General features: G+C 63.4%; 14 protein-coding genes. 5 read left to right on the forward strand and 9 right to left on the reverse strand.

Annotated elements, in window-relative coordinates; all coding sequences use genetic code 11:
• The first annotated feature begins 32 nt into the window (after positions 1 to 32).
• The gene (locus ASC48_RS16645) at positions 33 to 641 is read left to right on the forward strand and encodes a DUF938 domain-containing protein (RefSeq protein ID WP_055456840.1); all 609 of its coding nucleotides are present in this window, start codon (positions 33 to 35) and stop codon (positions 639 to 641) included.
• A 114-nt stretch (positions 642 to 755) separates the two neighbouring features.
• Here the strand turns inward: ASC48_RS16645 and ASC48_RS16650 are convergent, their stop codons facing one another.
• A complete protein-coding gene (locus ASC48_RS16650; RefSeq protein WP_055456866.1) occupies positions 756 to 2,288 on the reverse strand; it encodes an acyl-CoA carboxylase subunit beta in 1,533 nt (510 codons plus the stop codon).
• A 207-nt stretch (positions 2,289 to 2,495) separates the two neighbouring features.
• Here ASC48_RS16650 and ASC48_RS16655 point away from each other — a divergent pair, with 207 nt between their 5' ends.
• The 4 genes from ASC48_RS16655 to ASC48_RS16670 are packed head-to-tail and all read left to right on the forward strand — an operon-like array spanning position 2,496 to position 6,491.
• Entirely contained in the window at positions 2,496 to 3,920 is a 1,425-nt protein-coding gene (locus ASC48_RS16655; protein ID WP_055456841.1) for a circularly permuted type 2 ATP-grasp protein, read from the forward strand.
• A gap of 5 nt (positions 3,921 to 3,925) precedes the next feature.
• Positions 3,926 to 4,870, forward strand: a complete 945-nt coding sequence (locus ASC48_RS16660) for an alpha-E domain-containing protein (protein WP_055456842.1) — start codon at positions 3,926 to 3,928, stop codon at positions 4,868 to 4,870.
• Positions 4,871 to 4,906: 36 nt separating this feature from the next.
• The gene (locus ASC48_RS16665) at positions 4,907 to 5,719 is read left to right on the forward strand and encodes a transglutaminase family protein (RefSeq protein WP_055456843.1); all 813 of its coding nucleotides are present in this window, start codon (positions 4,907 to 4,909) and stop codon (positions 5,717 to 5,719) included.
• Positions 5,720 to 5,759: 40 nt separating this feature from the next.
• On the forward strand, positions 5,760 to 6,491 hold the full coding sequence (locus ASC48_RS16670; protein WP_055456867.1) for a proteasome-type protease: 732 nt from the start codon (positions 5,760 to 5,762) through the stop codon (positions 6,489 to 6,491).
• Between the two features lie 415 nt (positions 6,492 to 6,906).
• Here the strand turns inward: ASC48_RS16670 and ASC48_RS16675 are convergent, their stop codons facing one another.
• The 8 genes from ASC48_RS16675 to ASC48_RS16710 all read right to left on the reverse strand — a co-directional run bounded on the left by ASC48_RS16675 (position 6,907) and on the right by ASC48_RS16710 (position 17,421).
• Positions 6,907 to 7,683 carry an ATP12 family chaperone protein gene (locus tag ASC48_RS16675; RefSeq protein ID WP_055456844.1) on the reverse strand — a complete coding sequence of 259 codons (777 nt, stop codon included), beginning with the start codon at positions 7,681 to 7,683 and terminating at the stop codon, positions 6,907 to 6,909.
• Entirely contained in the window at positions 7,683 to 8,363 is a 681-nt protein-coding gene (locus ASC48_RS16680) for an HAD-IA family hydrolase (RefSeq protein ID WP_055456845.1), read from the reverse strand. The genes ASC48_RS16675 and ASC48_RS16680 overlap by 1 nt, the downstream gene beginning before the upstream one ends.
• Before the next feature lie 15 nt (positions 8,364 to 8,378).
• Entirely contained in the window at positions 8,379 to 9,380 is a 1,002-nt protein-coding gene (locus tag ASC48_RS16685; RefSeq protein WP_055456868.1) for an RluA family pseudouridine synthase, read from the reverse strand.
• A 178-nt stretch (positions 9,381 to 9,558) separates the two neighbouring features.
• A complete protein-coding gene (gene crcB / locus ASC48_RS16690) occupies positions 9,559 to 9,942 on the reverse strand; it encodes a fluoride efflux transporter CrcB (RefSeq protein ID WP_055456846.1) in 384 nt (127 codons plus the stop codon).
• Positions 9,943 to 9,946: 4 nt separating this feature from the next.
• Positions 9,947 to 12,340, reverse strand: coding sequence for a patatin-like protein (locus tag ASC48_RS16695; protein WP_055456847.1), 2,394 nt, complete (start codon positions 12,338 to 12,340; stop codon positions 9,947 to 9,949).
• An 83-nt stretch (positions 12,341 to 12,423) separates the two neighbouring features.
• Positions 12,424 to 13,746: a replication-associated recombination protein A gene (locus ASC48_RS16700; protein ID WP_055456848.1), complete on the reverse strand. Its 1,323-nt coding sequence runs from the start codon at positions 13,744 to 13,746 to the stop codon at positions 12,424 to 12,426.
• Between the two features lie 18 nt (positions 13,747 to 13,764).
• The gene (locus tag ASC48_RS16705; protein WP_244270092.1) at positions 13,765 to 15,240 is read right to left on the reverse strand and encodes a DegQ family serine endoprotease; all 1,476 of its coding nucleotides are present in this window, start codon (positions 15,238 to 15,240) and stop codon (positions 13,765 to 13,767) included.
• 114 nt (positions 15,241 to 15,354) lie between these two features.
• Positions 15,355 to 17,421: a methyl-accepting chemotaxis protein gene (locus ASC48_RS16710; RefSeq protein WP_208975789.1), complete on the reverse strand. Its 2,067-nt coding sequence runs from the start codon at positions 17,419 to 17,421 to the stop codon at positions 15,355 to 15,357.
• Positions 17,422 to 17,658 lie beyond the last annotated feature (237 nt).

Below are 17,658 nucleotides of genomic sequence, written 5' to 3' on the forward strand. Positions count from 1 at the left end.
ATGATCCATGAGAACACTGGCCGGACCGTGAGATGATCCCGTTTTCCGCAGCTGCCGAGAATAACAAGACCCCCATCCTCGAAATCCTGAAAGACGCCTTTGCCGGGTCGAGCCGTGTGCTGGAAATTGCCAGCGGCACGGGCCAGCATGCGGTGCATTTCGCCAAGCACCTGCCGCATCTCGTCTGGCAGCCCAGCGATCTGCCCGAGCATCTGGCGGGCCTTGAACAGCGGATCGTTGAAACCGACCTCGACAACATCGGGGAACCGTTGGAGCTCGACGTGCTCGACCTGCCCTGGCCGACTCCGGACCGGGAGGCGGACGACGCTTTTGACGCCATTTATACGTCGAACAGCCTGCACATCATCAGCTGGGAAGGCGTGGAAGCGTTCTTTGAAGGAGTTGGGGAAACGCTTGCCGATGGCGGCACTCTGGCGATCTATGGCGCCTTCAAATATGGCGGCGCCTTTACCACACCCAGCAACGAGGCCTTCGACCAGAGCCTGCGCAAGAAAGATCCGAAAAGCGGCCTTCGCGACTTTGAGCAGGTTGACGCCCTCGCCCGTGCCATCGGTCTGACACTGCTCGCCGACCATGCCATGCCTGCAAACAACCAGCTTCTGATCTACCGGCGGGGTTGAGGGGCACAGCCCCTATCCCCACTCTGCATCGCCCCGGGCTCGCGCTGCGCTTGGCCGGGGTGACCCAGTGCCTGCAGCCAGAGGGCGAGCCCCATCGGAGCCCGCGCCTGTTTATCAGAGCGGAATGTTGTCGTGCTTCTTCCAAGGCAGCTCTTCCTGCTTGGATCGCAGCAGGGCAAGGGCGCGGGAGACGCGCTTGCGGGTGGAATGCGGCATGATCACTTCATCGATATAGCCGCGCTCGGCCGCGACGAAGGGATTGGCGAAGCGATCCTCGTAGTCCTTGGTGCGCTTGGCGATCTTGTCCTTGTCGGACAATTCCGAGCGGTAGAGGATTTCGACCGCGCCCTTGGCGCCCATCACCGCGATTTCGGCGCTCGGCCAGGCATAGTTGATGTCGCCCCCAATGTGCTTGGAGCTCATCACGTCATAGGCGCCGCCATAAGCCTTGCGGGTGATCACCGTGACTTTCGGTACCGTTGCCTCGGCATAGGCAAACAGAAGCTTGGCGCCGTGCTTGATCAGCCCGCCATATTCCTGCGCCGTGCCCGGCAGGAAGCCCGGCACATCGACGAAGGTGACGACCGGAATGTTGAAGCAGTCGCAGAAGCGCACGAAACGGGCGGCCTTGCGGCTGGCGTCACTGTCCAGCACCCCCGCCAGCACCATCGGCTGGTTGGCGATGATGCCGACAGTACGCCCTTCGAGGCGGCCGAAGCCGGTAATGATGTTCTTCGCAAAGCCCGCCTGGATCTCGAAGAAATCCCCCTCGTCCAGCGTCTTCATCACAAGCTCCTTCATGTCGTAGGGCTTGTTCGGATTGTCCGGCACCAGCGTGTCGAGGCTCATGTCGATGCGGGAGGGATCGTCGTGGCAATCCACCTCCGGCACATCGGCCAGATTGTTCATAGGCAGGAAGTCGATGAGACGGCGCATTTCCAGAAGCGCCTCCACATCATTCTCGAAGGCGCCGTCCGCGATGGAGGACTTGGTGGTGTGGATGCTGGCACCGCCCAGTTCCTCTGAGGTCACCGTCTCGTTGGTCACGGTCTTCACCACATCCGGGCCGGTGACGAACATGTAGGACGTATCGCGCACCATGAAGATGAAGTCGGTCATGGCCGGGGAGTAAACGTCACCGCCCGCACAAGGGCCCATGATCAGCGAGATCTGCGGAATGACGCCGGAGGCGGTGACATTGCGCTGGAACACCTCGCCGTAACCGGCCAGCGCTGCCACGCCTTCCTGAATGCGCGCGCCGCCGGCATCGAACAGGCCGATGATGGGCGCGCGGTTCTTCAGGGCCATGTCCTGAATCTTGATGATTTTTTGGGCATGCGTCTCGGACAGGGAGCCGCCGAAGACCGTGAAGTCCTTGGAAAAAACATAGACGACACGGCCATTTACGGTGCCCCAACCGGTGACGACGCCATCGCCCGGGATATGCGCCTCGTCCATGCCGAAGTCCGTGCAGCGGTGCTGCTTGAACATGTCGAACTCCTCGAAGGACCCTTCGTCCAGCAGGATGTCGATCCGCTCGCGCGCCGTCAGCTTGCCGCGCCCGTGCTGGGCGTCGATGCGGCGCTGCCCGCCTCCCAGCCGCGCTGTCTCGCGCCGGTGCTCCAGTTCGGCCAGGATATCCTTCATCATCCGCCTCTTCAGAAAAAAACATCTGCCGCAGGGTCTACCACGTCAGAGCCAAAGACGAGAAGTCAGCACAAAGAAGGACCTTTGCCGTCAACACCGGGAACATTGCACAACTTCTAGGCACATGAGCGTGAAGATTGTTCTTTTGCAGCCTGCGCGGATTTGCCATGCTTGCCTAAATGAACAGCAATAACGGCGGGGTACGGAATGGCGCCAGAGCGGGAGGTCTTCAATGAGATGCTGGGGGCAGACGGGCGGCCAAGGCCGGCCTACGCAAGACTGGCCGAATGGCTCGACAGCCAGCCGAAAAACTTCCTGACGCGCAAAAGCCGGGAAGCAGAAACAATCTTCAGACGCCTTGGCATCACCTTTGCCGTCTATGGCGCTCAGGAGGCAACGGAACGCCTCATCCCCTTCGACCCCATCCCGCGCATCATCTCCGCCGCCGAGTGGCGCCGCCTGTCGGCCGGCATCGAGCAGCGCGTGCGAGCCCTCAACGCCTTTCTGCATGACATCTACCACCGGCAGGAAATCATCCGCGCCGGGCGGCTGCCGGCCGAACTGATCCTGCAGAATGATGCCTTCCTGCCGGAAATGGTGGGCTTCACTCCGGCCCGGCGCGTCTATTCGCACATCATCGGCACCGATCTGGTGCGCGTTGGCGAGAATGACTTCTACGTCCTGGAAGACAACACGCGCACGCCCTCCGGCGTCTCCTACATGCTGGAGAACCGGGAAACCATGATGCGCATGTTCCCGGATCTGTTCCAGATGCACCGGGTGGCGGCAATCGAGCAATATCCGGATCTTCTGCGCCAGACGCTGGAAAGCGTTGCGCCCGACACGGCGCGCAATGAACCAACGATCTGTATCCTGACGCCGGGCATCTACAACTCGGCCTATTTCGAGCACGCTTTCCTCGCCGACCAGATGGGCGTCGAGCTGGTGGAAGGGCGCGATCTTTTCGTCGACAATGGCAAGGTCTGGATGCGCACCACGCGCCAGCCCAAGCAGGTGGACGTGATCTACCGGCGCATTGACGATGCCTTCCTTGATCCCCTCACCTTCCGCCCGGATTCCATGCTGGGTGTGCCGGGGCTCTTCGATGCCTACCGGGCGGGCACGGTCACCATCTGCAACGCGCCGGGCACCGGCATTGCCGATGACAAGGCCATCTATGCCTATGTGCCGGACATCATCGAGTTCTACACCGGCCAGAAGCCGATCCTGAACAACGTGCCGACCTGGAACTGCTCGCGGCCGGACGACTTTGCCTATGTGCTCGACAACCTCACCGATATCGTCGTCAAGGAAGTGCATGGCTCGGGCGGCTACGGCATGCTGATCGGCCCCACCGCGTCCAAGCGCGAAATTGCCGCCTTCCGGGAGATCCTGAAGGCCAATCCGAAGAACTATATCGCCCAGCCGACCCTGTCGCTGTCTGCCTGCCCCACCCATGTGGCCTCCGGGGTTGCACCCCGCCACGTTGACCTGCGCCCCTATGTCCTGATCGGTGATCAGGTGCGGATCACCCCCGGCGGGCTGACCCGCGTGGCGCTGAAGAAGGGCTCCCTGGTCGTGAATTCGAGCCAGGGCGGCGGCACCAAGGATACCTGGGTTCTGGAGGACTGATCATCATGCTCGGCCGCACAGCCGCCTCCCTTTTCTGGATGTCGCGCTACAAGGAGCGCTCCCACAACACCGCACGCCTGCTGGAAGCGGCATGGCGCACCGCCATGATCCCGCAACAGGGCATGAACGAGGCCGAAGACTGGCGCTCGGCGCTGGCAGGCTCGGGCTGCGAAGCGGCCTTCATGGAGAAATCCGGCGAGGTGACCTCGCGCGCGGTGACCAATTTCATGCTGTTCGACAAGGAGAACCCCTCCTCCGTGCGCAACAGCCTGGAGATGGCCCGCAACAATGCCCGCGCCGTGCGCACCGGCATCACGTCCGAACTCTGGGAGGCGATCAACACCACCTGGATCGAATTCAGCGACGTGAAGCCGCAGACGCTGACGCAGGACAAGCTGCCGGAGTTCCTCGCCTGGATTGGCCAGCGCGCCATGCTGTTCCGCGGGGCTCTGCTGGGCACGCTCCTGCGCGACGACGGTTATTCCTTCTCGCAGCTTGGCCATTTCGTCGAGCGGGCGGACCATACGGCCCGGGTGCTGGATGCCAAATACTGGATCCTGCTGCCGGTGACCGACATGGCCGGCAAGGGGCACCATCACCAGTGGTCCTCGATCCTGCGCGTCATGTCCGGCCTCAGAAGCTACCGCTTCGCTTTCCCCAATGCGGAGCTGAAGGCGGCGAATATCGCCGAGTTCCTGATCCTGCGCCGGGAAATGCCGCGCTCGCTGGCGCACAGCTACGACTGGCTTAACAGCACGATGAATGATCTGACCGCCTATTACGGCGAGCAGATGCCGAGCGCCCTTCTCGCAGGCACGATGCAGGAACAGCTCAGAACCGGGCACATGCGGGATATCTACAGCAAGGGCCTGCATGAGTTCCTGGTGGACTTCACCCTCCGGAACAACGCTTTCGCCGATCGGGTCGCCCGTGATTACAATTTCGCCTGACCGAAGAAGAAGGCCGAAGCCAGGAGACAGCATCCGATGCGCCTGACAGTCCGCCACACGACGCATTACCGTTATGACACCCCGCTTGCCAATGCGATGCAGCAGTTGCGGCTGACCCCGCCATCCTGCGCAGGCCAGACGATCCTTGACTGGCGTATCGAAGCGCCAGGCATGGACCGGGCCACCACCTACCGGGATGCCTTCGGCAATCTGGTGCATATGGTCTCCAGCCGCGAAGCGCTGGAGGCCGTCACCATCACCGCCTCCGGCACGGTGGAAACCACCGACCTCAACGGCGTTCTGGGCGAGGAGCCCGTGGAGACGCCGGTGCGGATCTACACCCGCGTCACGCCGCTGACAGAGGCCAACAACGCGATCCGCAAGCTCTCCGGCCTGCTGACGCCAGAAGACCAGATCGGCGGCTGCCATGCGCTGATGCACGCGATCCGCGACAAGGTGGCCTACAAAGTGGGCGTCACCGAAACCCATGCCACGGCCATTCAGGTGCTCGCCGCCGGGGAAGGCGTGTGCCAGGACCATGCACACATCTTCATCGCCGCCGCCCGCGCGGCCGGGGTTCCCGCCCGCTATGTCTCGGGCTATCTGCTTCTGGACGAGGATCAGGAGTCCGAAGCTCATCACGCATGGGCCGAGGCCTATGTCGAGGGGCTGGGCTGGGTCGGCTTTGACGTTTCCAATGCGATTTGCCCGACCGAGCGCTATATCCGCTTGACGGCCGGGCTGGACTCGCGTTCCGCTGCTCCGATACGCGGCATCCGGTTCGGCGGCATGGAAGAAAACCTCAATGTCGAGGTTGATGTCACCCGCGCCGGAAGCCAGCAACAATAACAGGCCGAAGCGGCCGGATGATGAAGCGGACCCCCTTGCCGTGACTTACTGCGTTGGCCTCAAACTTGACCGTGGTCTCGTCTTTGCTGCCGACACCCGCACCAATGCGGGTGTCGATAATATCGCCACCTTCAAGAAGCTGCATGTCTGGGAAGAGCCGGGCGAGCGTGTCTTCACCCTGCTGACCGCCGGCAATCTCGCCATCACCCAGTCGGTGGTGTCGATCCTGTCCGAACAGATCGCCTCGCCCACCCTCAACAAGACCAATCTGATGAGCGTGGACACCATGTTCCAGGCGGCCCGGCTTGTCGGGCAGGCTGTGCGGGATGTGCGGGCGCTGGATGGCGATGCACTGGCGGCAAGCGCGGAGAGTTTCTTCGTCACCTTCGTCTTCGGCGGCCAGATCAAGGGCGAGGCGCCACGCCTGTTCCAGATCTATTCGGCTGGCAACTTCATCGAGGCCACCGACGACACCATGTTCTTCCAGATCGGCGAGCACAAATATGGCAAGCCGATCCTCGACCGTGTGACCCGCCGCGACATGCGCCTTGGTGAAGCGGCCAAGATGGTACTGCTGTCCTTCGATTCCACCCTGCGCTCGAACCTGTCGGTCGGCATGCCCATCGACCTGATGCTCTACAACACCGACAGCTTCACCGCCCACCGCCAGAAGCGCATCGACCGCGAAGACCCCTATTTCCAGACGCTTTCCTCGGAATGGTCCAACGCCCTGCGCAAGGCGTTCACGGAAATTCCGGAGTTCGAGATCTGAGGCGCCGGACGCTGGATTGCTACGGCTGTGCCTTGGGCATTCGGCCTTTCTTCCTCCACCGTCCCGGCCTTGTGCCGGGACCTGTCAGGGACGAGTGGCGTCAGATTGAAAGTAGAAGAACTTGACCGGAAGTGCGCCCATCACAGGCCCCGGCACAAGGCCGGGGCGGCGCGGAGTGTGGCGAGAGGCAGTGCTCACACACAGATTCAAGCGGTTGAGAAACAGATTCAACGCGTTTGAAACCTGGCTCAACGTGCTGCGAGTTTGATTCCGGTCATGCCCTCAACCTACTGAATTCAAACCGCTTTTGCCTTATACCAAGGCTTTCGATGCTGACGCATCACGCCTTGAAAATGCACAAGCGCCGTACGGGCTTAACCAATGCTTGATGAGTCAAGCTCATCAAACATTGGTATTATCCACGACCTAGGATCAGCGCGGCGGCGTCGAACTCGGTCTTCTTGTAGGTGCGGATGCGGCGGGCCTCGGTGTCCTCGCCCCAGAGTTCGGCGTTCCAGTCCTCGTCCACATGGGCTGCGGCCCAGAGGTCTTCGGCGCCATGGTTGCGGCGGGCGAGAAGCAGGGCGATGACGGCCGAACCGGTGACGCTGGTCACCGTGTGCAGAGCGGCGAGTTCCAGCGCCGTAAAACCATCCAGCGCCTTGCGGAAAGCGGCCACCAGCGCCTCGTCCTGCGGCACATGCATGATGCCGCAGGACAGGCGGAAACGGCCGCCGAGTTCGGCTTCTGCGGCAGCCAGCAGCGGGTCCCAGCTCTGGCGCTGGCGTTCGGTCAAGCGCTCCGGCTCGCTGGCGCGGTAGCACAGGGCATCATTGCCGGCATAACGGGAGATCTCGTCCGCGACCTCCGCAAAGCGGGCCCCGACCGCATCGATCGCCGCATTGGCGATACGGGTCAGCGGCATGATGCCGGGGTTGATCACCTTTTCCTGCGCCTGCCATTCGGCAGCAACTGCGGCAGCAATGCGGGCATCGGGCAGAAGCAGCGGTTTGCGGCCCGGTGTCTTCACCGCGCGGCCATCCAGCAGCACTGCGTGCCCCCCCTCAGCGGGCGCGGATGAAGCAACATCATAGAAGCGCTTGGGCAGTTCCCGGCGCGAGAGTTCCTTGGCCCGCTCGACCGGATCATATTTGGCAAGGTCCGCGTGGATCTCTTCAAAGATATCGCGCATCAGAGTGTCTCCAGTGTCCAGCCGAGGCAGCGGGCAATCGCGCCGTCGATTTCGTCAAATTGGCCGATCACCGCATGGGCCCCTGCCCCATGCAGCAGGTCCGCCGTGTGATAGCCCCAGGACACGCCGACGGCGAGCGCACCGGCGGCCCGGGCCATTTCCATGTCAAAGCTGGTGTCGCCGATCATCACCGTGCGCAGGGGCTCGGCGCCCGTCTCGCCCATGGCCCTCAGCACCATGTCCGGATGCGGCTTGGAGGGGCTGGTGTCGGCGGTCTGGATGGTGATGAAGCGGCCTTCCAGATCATGCAGTTTCAGCATGTGGTCCACACCGCGCCGGGCCTTGCCGGTGGCGATGCCCAGCAGCACGTCATCGCGCGCGCCAAGGCGCAGGATGGCCTCCCTTGCACCCGGATAAAGCGGATCATGATCCAGCCCCGCCTCACGGCGGCTGCGCTTGGAGGCCCGGTAGGCTTCGGACATCATCGCCACCTTGCCGCGGTGATCGGGCCCCACCAAACGGGCGAAGGCCTGTTCCAGCGACAGGCCGACGATGGACAGCGCCTCCTTGCGGCCCGGCATCGGCAGGCCGGCGGCGGCAAAGCCAACCTCAAGCCCGTGCAGGATGGTCTCCTGGCTGTCGATCAGCGTGCCGTCGCAGTCAAAGATCACAAGATACATGGGCCGCCCCGGTCGTCAGTCTTCCTCGTCCAGCTCCGGAACATAATCGGCCACATCAAAGCCGAGCAGGTTCCAGGTCTGCTGCATGTGCGGGGGCAGCGGCGCGGAGACGTCAATCTTCCCGTGACCCGAGGGGTGCGGAATGATGATGCGCCGGGCCAGCAGGTGCAGGCGGTTCTGGATGCCGCCGGGCAGCTCCCAGTTCTCCACGTTGAAATACTTGTCGTCCCCGATGATCGGGTGATGGATGTGGGCGGCATGAGCGCGCAGCTGATGGGTGCGGCCGGTCACCGGCTTCATGGTCACCCAGGACAGTTTCTGCGCCGACTGTTCCACCACATTGTAGAGCGACACCGCGTGCTGGGCCTCGTCCTCGCCATGACGGGCAATGCGCATGCGCTCCTCGCTCTCGTCACGGGCGAGATAGGTGGAGATGCGGCCCTGCTTGGGCTTCGGCACGCCGGCCAGCATCGCCCAGTAGATCTTGCGGGTATTGCGGTGGCGGAAGGACTTGGTCAGCTCCTGCGCGGCAAGGCGGGTCTTGGCGACGAGGATGATGCCGGAGGTTTCCCGGTCCAGCCGGTGCACGAGGCGCGGCTTGTTGCCCTTGCTGTCGGTGAAGGCATCCAGCATGCCATCGAGATGGCGGCGCAGGCCCGAACCGCCCTGCACGGCAAGACCGGCGGGCTTGTTCAGCACCATCACCATGCTGTCCTCGAACAGCAACATGTCCTCGATGGCCTTGCGGTCGTCATCAATGAGCTTGGTGGACTTCGGCCGGGCGTTCTTGCGGTCGTCCGCCTCGATTTCGATGCCGAGCGGCGGGATGCGCACGCTCTGCCCGGCAGCGAGGCGCGTGGCGCTTTCGGCGCGCTTGCCGTCGACGCGCACCTGACCGGTGCGCAGCAGCTTCTGCAGGTGGCCAAAGCCAAGGCCCGGAAAATGGACCTTGAACCAACGGTCGAGGCGCATGCCAGCCTCATCGGCGGACACGGTCTTGAGTTCAATAGCGGACATATGGATCTCGTTCTGGCGCTTGCCCGGCTCGGAGCGGGTATCCGGGACGGCCAATCGCGGCGCGTCAAACCGGCCCGGCAGGGCGCAGCTGTTGTTGTGCTCCTCTTAAGCGTCCTTGGCCCGCATGGGAAGAGATTTCGCAGATCAAGAGCGTCACAAGGTCCGAAAGGTCACGGTTTCAGGCTCCAACACTGCGCGCGATGGCGAGGCCAGCGAAGACCGCAAGAATGGAAAGGACGACCGACAGGACCAGATAGAGCAGTGCCATATGCACGGCCCCCTTCTCCCACAGCAGCGCCATGTCCAGCGAGAAGGCGGAAAAGGTGGTGAAGCCGCCGAGGATGCCGGTCGCCACGAAAAGCCGCAGCCCGGCTGACGTGCCGGGATTGTAACGCAGCAGCCAGCCGATGAAGAGGCCCATGATGAGCGATCCGGCCACATTCACCGTCAGCGTGCCATAGGGAAAATTCGGCCCGAGCCAGCGCAGGGTCAGGAGGTTCACCCCGTGCCGGAGCGCTGCACCAATACCGCCGCCGAGCGCGACGATCAAAAAACTGCTCATTCTTTCAACCTTCCTGCGGAAGCGGCTCCTCTGCTTCCGTAACGCCGGCCTCACTGATCCGTTCCTCGATCAGGCGCCGCACCGCTGGAATCAATTCGGGATCTGCTTTCAGATGCGCGGCCTCTTCATCGACGATGGCCAGAAACAGATTGCGCTTCAGCCGCTGTTCTTCGGCCGGGGCGAGCAACCGGTTGCCGATGGAGGAGCGGACGATGCGCGTCAGCCGGTCCGCCGCCGTCAGCCGGCCCCAGAGATAGTCATGCTCGCGCCAGGAGCGGTTGAAGAAGGCACCGAAGGTGTTGAGCGCCGATCCCTTCAGCACGAAGCCCTCATCCAGCAGGGAACTGGCGTCCCGCGGACTGATCCGGTCGATCAGCGTTTCGTTGACTTCCGAAAAGTCCGTGCGCTGGAAGACGGGCAGCGTCACCAGATCATAGAAGGCAAAGCCCACATAGGCGCGCGTCAGATCCTGCCGCAGGCCCGGCACGAGGTAGGTGAAGGTCATCACCGCGAAAATATCATCCTGCAGCCGGTCGAGATCCCCCAGCCGCATGTGGCCGCGGATCGCGGCAAGGACCATCTCCATGGCCTCAGGCCCGTCATCCTTGGCAAGTCCGGCTGCCAGTTCGCAAATGTCTTGCGGATAGGCCGCCGCGTTCCAGCAGCGCAGCAGCATGTCGATCTGTTCGTAGAGTTCCCGCTTCAGAGCATCCAGATCATCCGGCTTCTGCACCGCCACGTCCTGGCTGCGGGACTGGTAGAAGCTGTTGAGACGGCGCACCACGAAGCGCAGGCGGCGGATGCGGTAATCCACATCAAGCCCCTTCAGCAGGCTGATCATGGCCTGCGAGGAGCCGAAATTGCCCGCCTCCATGGCCTCCGGCAGACCAGCCTTGAGGCGGGAGAGCACACCGTCCAGATCCAGCTCCGCCCCTGCCCTTGCGGCCAGCTCGCAGATCAGTCCTGCCAGCCGCTCGGCCAGCGCCTCCACCTTCAGGGTCTGATAGCTGAGATAGGCATAGCCCGCCTGCACATGGGCGGCCTCATTCGCCTTCACCCGGCAGCGGGTCAGCTCATTGATGGTCAGCGGCTGGCTGGAGGCGGCCGGCAGTATGCGCCCGACCTCCGCCTCCACCAGCGGATCGGTGGCGGCAATCACCTCGGCCAGGCGCCGTGCCCGCCGGTTACGCGCCTCGATGGCCTTGAGGTCGTCGCCCACGGGTTCGTTGCGCGGGATATGCGCGAGCGAGGACAGGATCACCCGGAAGAAGCCGGGCACCGTGTCACCATTTCCATTCGGTCCCACGCCCTTGCCGTTGAAGGGCACCGGGTCCACATAGACCAGCCGCCGGGCGACCTCGCGGGTGGCGGGCCGCTCGTCTATCGCCTCGATCACCGGGCCGAAAGGCTTGTTCATCACAACGCTGCCATCGACAAAGCAGCGCCGCTCCACATCATCCACCGGCCCGCCAAGCGTACCGGACAGGAAGCTTTCGCGTGTCTCCCAGGCCTCGCCCCTCTCTGCCAGCAGTCTGTCCATTTCACCCACCGTTGCGGGCGGAAAGGCGCCGGGGAAAGAGGAAGTCGCACGGGCAGCAAAAACGAGGCCGGGAATGTGGCGCGGGGTGAAGCTGCTGTCCAGAACGCCCGGCATGCGGTGCTCGCAGGAAAAGCGCAGAATGCGCCGGTGCTCGCGCTCCTCGATGAAGGCCGGTTCATCAATGCGGATGCGCTGCCGGCGGCCGTAATAGTCGGTCAGGGTGACGAACAGCTCCAGCTTCTGTCCGCGCGGCACCAGCGTTGCGCCCTCGCGCCAGCTCGCGTCCATGGCGTGGCAGGCATCCAGCATCCAGCCGCAATAGCGCGAACCGGAGAACGGCGGCGTGAACCAGCGCGACTGGGTCAGCAACCGCAGTTTTTCCCGTGTTTCGGGGCTATCGATCTGCGCCTTGAGACCCGAGGTGATCAGCCGGTCGATCACCGGCGACATGCCACTCTTGAGATAGCGGGTGATGCCGTCCTGCGGCTGGGCAAGCCGCGTCACATCCGCATTCTCAAGCCAGAGGTCGCGGTGGGCATCCAGCGGCAGATCATGGGCGATGGCACGGGCGAGCATCACCCCGTTGACGCCGCCTGCCGATGCCCCGGCGATGGCATCCACCACCACGCGGACATTCACGTCAGGCTCATAGGCCCACAGCAGGTCGAGATAGGCCAGTGTGGACGGCGAGAGCGTTCCGGCTGCCGTCTCCTCCGCCGCCTCCTGCGGATCGCGCGAGGCATTGAGGCTGGAGGCCTTGACCAGATTGAGGAGTTCGCGGCTGACACCATGCATGTAGATGGCAAGGGAAACGCCACCGTAGAACACGAGCGCGAGGCGGATCTCGATCTGCTTCATGGGCGAATCCCCGGACCGACAGGCCGCCAGCATCGCGCAGCCGCCCGCGGACGGCAAGGCGAAGTTAGGAGGATGTTACCGTCTCACCCGCCGCCGCGCTCACGGCGGAGCCTCGACCAGTATTCGAGCCGCTTGCGCAACTCGCGCTCGAAGCCGCGCTCCACCGGATCATAGAACACCTGACGGCCCATGCTTTCGGGGAAATAGTCCTGACCGGAGAAGGCATCCGGCTGATCGTGGTCATAAGCGTAGCCGTCGCCATAGCCTTCGGACTTCATCAGCCTGGTCGGAGCGTTGAGGATATGCTTGGGCGGCAGCAGAGAGCCGTGGCTCTTGGCCGCCCGCACGGCCGCCTTGTAGGCCGTATAGACCGCATTCGACTTCGGCGCGGTCGCCAGATAGACGACGCATTGCGCCAGCGCCAGTTCGCCTTCCGGGGAGCCGAGCATCTGATAGGCATCACGCGCCGCATTGGCCTGCGTCAGCGCCTGAGGATCGGCAAGGCCGATATCCTCCACCGCCATGCGGATCAGGCGGCGGGCGAGATAAAGCGGGTCCTCGCCGCCATCCAGCATACGCGCGAACCAGTAGAGCGCTGCATCGGGGTCCGAGCCCCGCACCGACTTGTGCAGGGCGGAAATCAGATTGTAATGGCCGTCCTGGCTCTTGTCATAGATCGGCGCCCGGCGCTGGACGATCTCCTGCAGGCGCGCTGCGGTGAAGACTTCCCCCTCCCCGGCTGCACGCCAGACATCTTCCGCCAGCGTCAGGGCAGAGCGCCCGTCGCCATCGGCCATGCGCACCAGCACGCCGCGCGCTTCTTCATCAAGCGGCAGCGGCTTACCCTCCTCCTGCTCGGCCCGTGACAGCAGACACTCCACCGCCTCCCGGTCGAGCGAGCGGAAGGTCATCACGTGCGAGCGCGACAGGAGCGCGGCATTGAGCTCGAAGGACGGGTTCTCGGTCGTCGCCCCCACGAGGGTGATGGTGCCGTCTTCCATCACCGGCAGAAAACTGTCCTGCTGGGCGCGGTTGAAGCGGTGGATCTCGTCCACGAACAGCAGCGTGCCCCGCCCGCCCATGCGCCGGGTCCGGGCGGCCTCAAACACCTTCTTGAGGTCGGCAACGCCGGAAAAGATCGCCGAGATCTGTTCAAAGCCCAGATCCGTTTCCGCGGCCAGCAGCCTGGCAACGGTCGTCTTGCCGGTGCCCGGAGGCCCCCAGAAGATCAGCGAGCCTAGGCTGCGGTTGCGCAGCATGCGCGACAGGGTGCCGTCCGGCCCGAGCAGATGGTCCTGCCCCGCCACATCCTCAAGCCGCTTCGGGCGCAGCCTGTCCGCCAGCGGGCGCAGCCCGGCGGGTTGGGAGGCAAACATCTGCCCGGAAGCGGAAAAGAGGTCACTCATGACGGATCAACTGCATGGTCAGCCGCGCAGGGCCAGACGTGTCGTCTCCCCGCCCCGCTTGATATCGAGAAGCCAGAACCTTGCAGGGCGGCGCAGCATCCGGTCAAGCTCTGCCGTGGTGGTGACCTTCTGTTCGTTCACACCTACGATGATATCCCCTGGCCGCAAGCCCACCCGGTTGGCAGGCGAGCCCTGCGTCACCTCGCTGATCACGACACCCTCGTCCATGGTGTCGAGGCGCAATTCCTCCGAGACGGCCGGGGAAAGATTCAGCACGGTCGCGCCCGCAAAAGGCGAATAGGCCTCAATCTGGCGGGCATCGCGCGCCGGGGTTTCGGGCGCGGCCGTCAGCGGCACATCGGCTTGCAGTTCCGTTCCGTTGCGCAGGAAGGTGAATTTCGCCTCGCCACCCAGCTGCCGGGTGGCAAAACGGTAGCCGAATGAGTCAGGGTCGAGCACCTCGGCCCCATCCACCGCCGTCACAAGGTCACCAACCTTCAGGCCAGCCTTGTCGGCCGGAGAGCCCGGGAACACCTTGGTGACCAGCACGCCGCGCGGCCGGTCGAGGCCAAGGGCTTCGGCAATCTCCGCCCCAATCACCTGAACCGTCGCTCCCAGCCAGGGCCGCTGCACCTTGCCGGACGTCTGCGCCGATGTGGCAACGAAGCTCACCATATTGGAGGGGATCGCAAAGCCGATACCGATGGAGCCGCCGGAACGGGAGAAAATCGCGGTGTTGATGCCGACCAGCCGTCCGTGCATGTCAACCAGCGCGCCACCCGAATTGCCCGGGTTGATGGCGGCATCCGTCTGGATGAAGAACTGATAGTCGGTCACGCCCACCTGCGTGCGGGCCAGAGCCGAGACGATGCCCTGCGTCACCGTCTGGCCGACACCGAAGGGATTGCCGATGGCCAGCACCATGTCACCAACTTCCAGCCCGTCCGAATCAGCAAATTCAACCGTCGGGAAATTGCCGCCTTCGCGGATCTTCAGCACGGCCAGATCCGTCCGCTCGTCCTTGAGGACAATGTCGGCATCGAACTCGCGCCGGTCGCTCAGCGCCACGCGCACCTCGTCGGCATTCTCGATGACGTGATTGTTGGTAATGATGATGCCTTCCGGAGCAATGATCACACCGGACCCCAGGGAAGACTGCACCCGCCTGCGCTGGCCGCCCGGAGCGTTGTCGGGCACACCGAAGAAGCGCCGGAAGAAGGGATCATCCAGAAAGGGCGAGACCTGCCGCTGCTCCACCATGCGCGTCGCATAGACGTTGACGACCGCAGGTGCCACCTTTTTCACCACCGGGGCAAAGGACAGTGTGATTTCCGCTTCGCTCTTTGGAACCTGCCGCTCCTGGGCAATGGCGGTGCCGGCAGCGCCGGGCACGGCAATGGCCCCCAGAATCACGGTGCAAGCCAGCAAGCGGGTGAAACAGGCCCGAAGGCGGTGGCCCGCGAACGGGGCATGGCTGTGGGACAAGGCCATCATCAAAGCTCCCTCAGAATGCAGAATCCGGCCCGAAGGCCGGATTCGATACATGCCAGATAGGAAGCCTTCCCCGCAATGCCAAGCCTTGCGGCCCGGCATTGCGGTCTGACCGGCTCAGGCCGAGCGGACCTGCGACAGGAAGGAGCGGACCTCCTCGTCGAGGTGGCGGGCCTGCGTGGTCAGTTCGCTGGCCGAGGCCACGAAGCCATCGGCAGCGGTAGCGGTGCGCTCGGTCACGTCGTTCACGCGGCGGATGTTGCTCGTCACTTCTTCGGTGCCGCGCGCTGCACGCTGCGTATTGTCGGCAATGCCCTGCGTTGCGGCGCTCTGCTCCTCGACGGCGGAGGACACCTCGGTCACCGACATGGTGATCTCACCGATCGTCTCCTGGATCTCGGCAATTGCAGCAACGGCATCTTCCGTGGCGCTGCGGATCGCATCGATCTGCTGCTGGATTTCGCCGGTTGCCTTGCCGGTCTGCGAGGCCAGTTCCTTCACTTCCGATGCCACGACCGCAAAGCCGCGCCCGGCCTCGCCTGCACGCGCCGCCTCGATGGTGGCGTTGAGGGCAAGCAGGTTGGTCTGATCGGCGATATCGGAGATCAGCGTCACAACCTCACCGATGCGGTTGGCAGCTTCCGCCAGCGACCGCACGGTGGTGTTGGTGGCCTGAGCGCGGATCGTTGCCGTCTGGGCCACGCTGGACGAGCGGGCGATCAGTTCGGAGATCTGGCGGATCGAGCTCGACAGCTGGTCCGAAGCCGAAGCGATCGACTGCACTTCTTCCATGGCCTGGTTGGACATGTCAGCCGCACGAGACGCGCTGTCGCCAGCCGACTGCGTCATTTCCTGCACTTCGCGGGCAGCGGACTGCAGGCTCTGTGCCGAACGGGAGACGGTTTCCACCACGCGGCCAACGGATGCCTCGAATTCGGCAGCCAGACCGGAGAGCATTTCCTTGCGCTGTTCGGCCTGCGAGCGGGCGGCAATTGCCTCTTCCTGCGCACGGCGCTCCTGCTCGGCAGCTGCATTCTCGCGGATCTGCAGAACCGCGCGGCCGATCTCGCCGATTTCATCACCGCGGCGGGCCGCAGAAATGTCCTGCGACAGGTTGCCGTTGGCAATGGAGGTCAGGGCCTGAACGAGCACCTGCAGCGGCTTGGTGATGGTGCGGGAGAACAACAGGGCCACAACCGCCACGATACCCAGCGTGATCAGCGTCAGCATGATCATCCGGTCACGCATGGCCGTGACGGCACTCAGCGTTTCTTCAACGGTCTTGTCCGCCACAACGGCATAGGTCTGTCCCATGAAGTTGATCGGCTCGGCGAGAACCATACGGTCCACCCCATCCTTGCCGGTCACAACGCCGGCCGAACCACCACCACGCAGGGCATCCTCGATCGGCTTGCCTTCCGCGTGGAACTTGAGGGCTGTCGGATAGTCCAAGGCCGGCATCGTCGTCAGCACCATACCGCCCTGTGCCACGAGATAGGTCTGGCCCGTCTCGCCAAGGCCCTTCCGGTCGGCCAGAACCTTGTCCAGCATCGGAGAGGTCACGCGCATGGCGATGACACCCAGATACTTGCTCTCGCCAAACTCGTTCACATAGACGGGCTGTGCGAGGAACATCGACGGGATGGCATCGGCGCCATATTCACTGAAGCCGGTTGCCACCTGAGTGCCTGCGGGCTGGCCCGCAGCCAGCTTGAACGCCTCGCCCAGACCGGTCGCGGCCAGCGAACCGTCGGTGACGGACTGAAGGAAGTCGTCACCCTTGGTCACGGAGTAGAGAACGAGACCGTCATTGGTGATGCCGTAGATATCGCCGTAGCCACCAGCCTTCCAGGCCGACAGGAACGAGCCATGCAGCTCGCCATGGCGCCAGGAATACATGGTCTTGTTGGTCTTGCCGTTCAGTTCGGCACGATCGGCGGCGGCGCTGCCGGCGGCCTGATAGTAGCTGCGGATCGAATCCATATCCGTGGTCAGATTCGCACGCGTGCTCGCCAGATCCTTCATGACCAGGGTCGCCGCAGCGCCAGAGGCCAGATTGGACAGATCCGACTGAATACTATCCAGCTTGGCGGACAGCAGAGCGTGACGGGACTGCACCATCAGGCTGAGCTCGGAAACGCCCGCCTTTTCAAGGCCGTCGCGGCCGGTTGTATAACCGATCACCCCAACCACTGCACAGGAAACCAATGCAAGGCCAACAGTGACAGCAGGTATAATCGTGGAAAGACGTAAAAAGCCCCGGCTCTTGACGCCGGCATTCTGACTTCCGCTCATAGCGCACCCAGCTCCATGGAAAGGAAAAGTGGGCGCAGCATCTCCTTAATGTTCTTAAGAACAAGATAATTTTGACAAGTGATCTGAGCAGACACACAAATTCAGCAGAAAATATCGACAAAAAGC

The sequence above is a fragment of the Pannonibacter indicus genome, assembly GCF_001418225.1.
GTDB classification, from domain to species: Bacteria; Pseudomonadota; Alphaproteobacteria; order Rhizobiales; family Stappiaceae; genus Pannonibacter; species Pannonibacter indicus.

Bases quoted from the DNA above. Each gene is read 5' to 3' on its own strand.
- ASC48_RS16665 (WP_055456843.1), top strand. From the start codon at position 4,907: ATGCGCCTGACAGTCCGCCACACGACGCATTACCGTTATGACACCCCG.
- ASC48_RS16660 (WP_055456842.1), top strand. From the start codon at position 3,926: ATGCTCGGCCGCACAGCCGCCTCCCTTTTCTGGATGTCGCGCTACAAG.
- ASC48_RS16695 (WP_055456847.1), bottom strand. From the start codon at position 12,340: ATGAAGCAGATCGAGATCCGCCTCGCGCTCGTGTTCTACGGTGGCGTT.
- ASC48_RS16680 (WP_055456845.1), bottom strand. From the start codon at position 8,363: ATGTATCTTGTGATCTTTGACTGCGACGGCACGCTGATCGACAGCCAG.
- ASC48_RS16675 (WP_055456844.1), bottom strand. From the start codon at position 7,683: ATGCGCGATATCTTTGAAGAGATCCACGCGGACCTTGCCAAATATGAT.
- ASC48_RS16650 (WP_055456866.1), bottom strand. From the start codon at position 2,288: ATGAAGGATATCCTGGCCGAACTGGAGCACCGGCGCGAGACAGCGCGG.
- ASC48_RS16700 (WP_055456848.1), bottom strand. From the start codon at position 13,746: ATGAGTGACCTCTTTTCCGCTTCCGGGCAGATGTTTGCCTCCCAACCC.
- crcB (WP_055456846.1), bottom strand. From the start codon at position 9,942: ATGAGCAGTTTTTTGATCGTCGCGCTCGGCGGCGGTATTGGTGCAGCG.
- ASC48_RS16655 (WP_055456841.1), top strand. From the start codon at position 2,496: ATGGCGCCAGAGCGGGAGGTCTTCAATGAGATGCTGGGGGCAGACGGG.
- ASC48_RS16645 (WP_055456840.1), top strand. From the start codon at position 33: ATGATCCCGTTTTCCGCAGCTGCCGAGAATAACAAGACCCCCATCCTC.
- ASC48_RS16705 (WP_244270092.1), bottom strand. From the start codon at position 15,240: ATGATGGCCTTGTCCCACAGCCATGCCCCGTTCGCGGGCCACCGCCTT.
- ASC48_RS16685 (WP_055456868.1), bottom strand. From the start codon at position 9,380: ATGTCCGCTATTGAACTCAAGACCGTGTCCGCCGATGAGGCTGGCATG.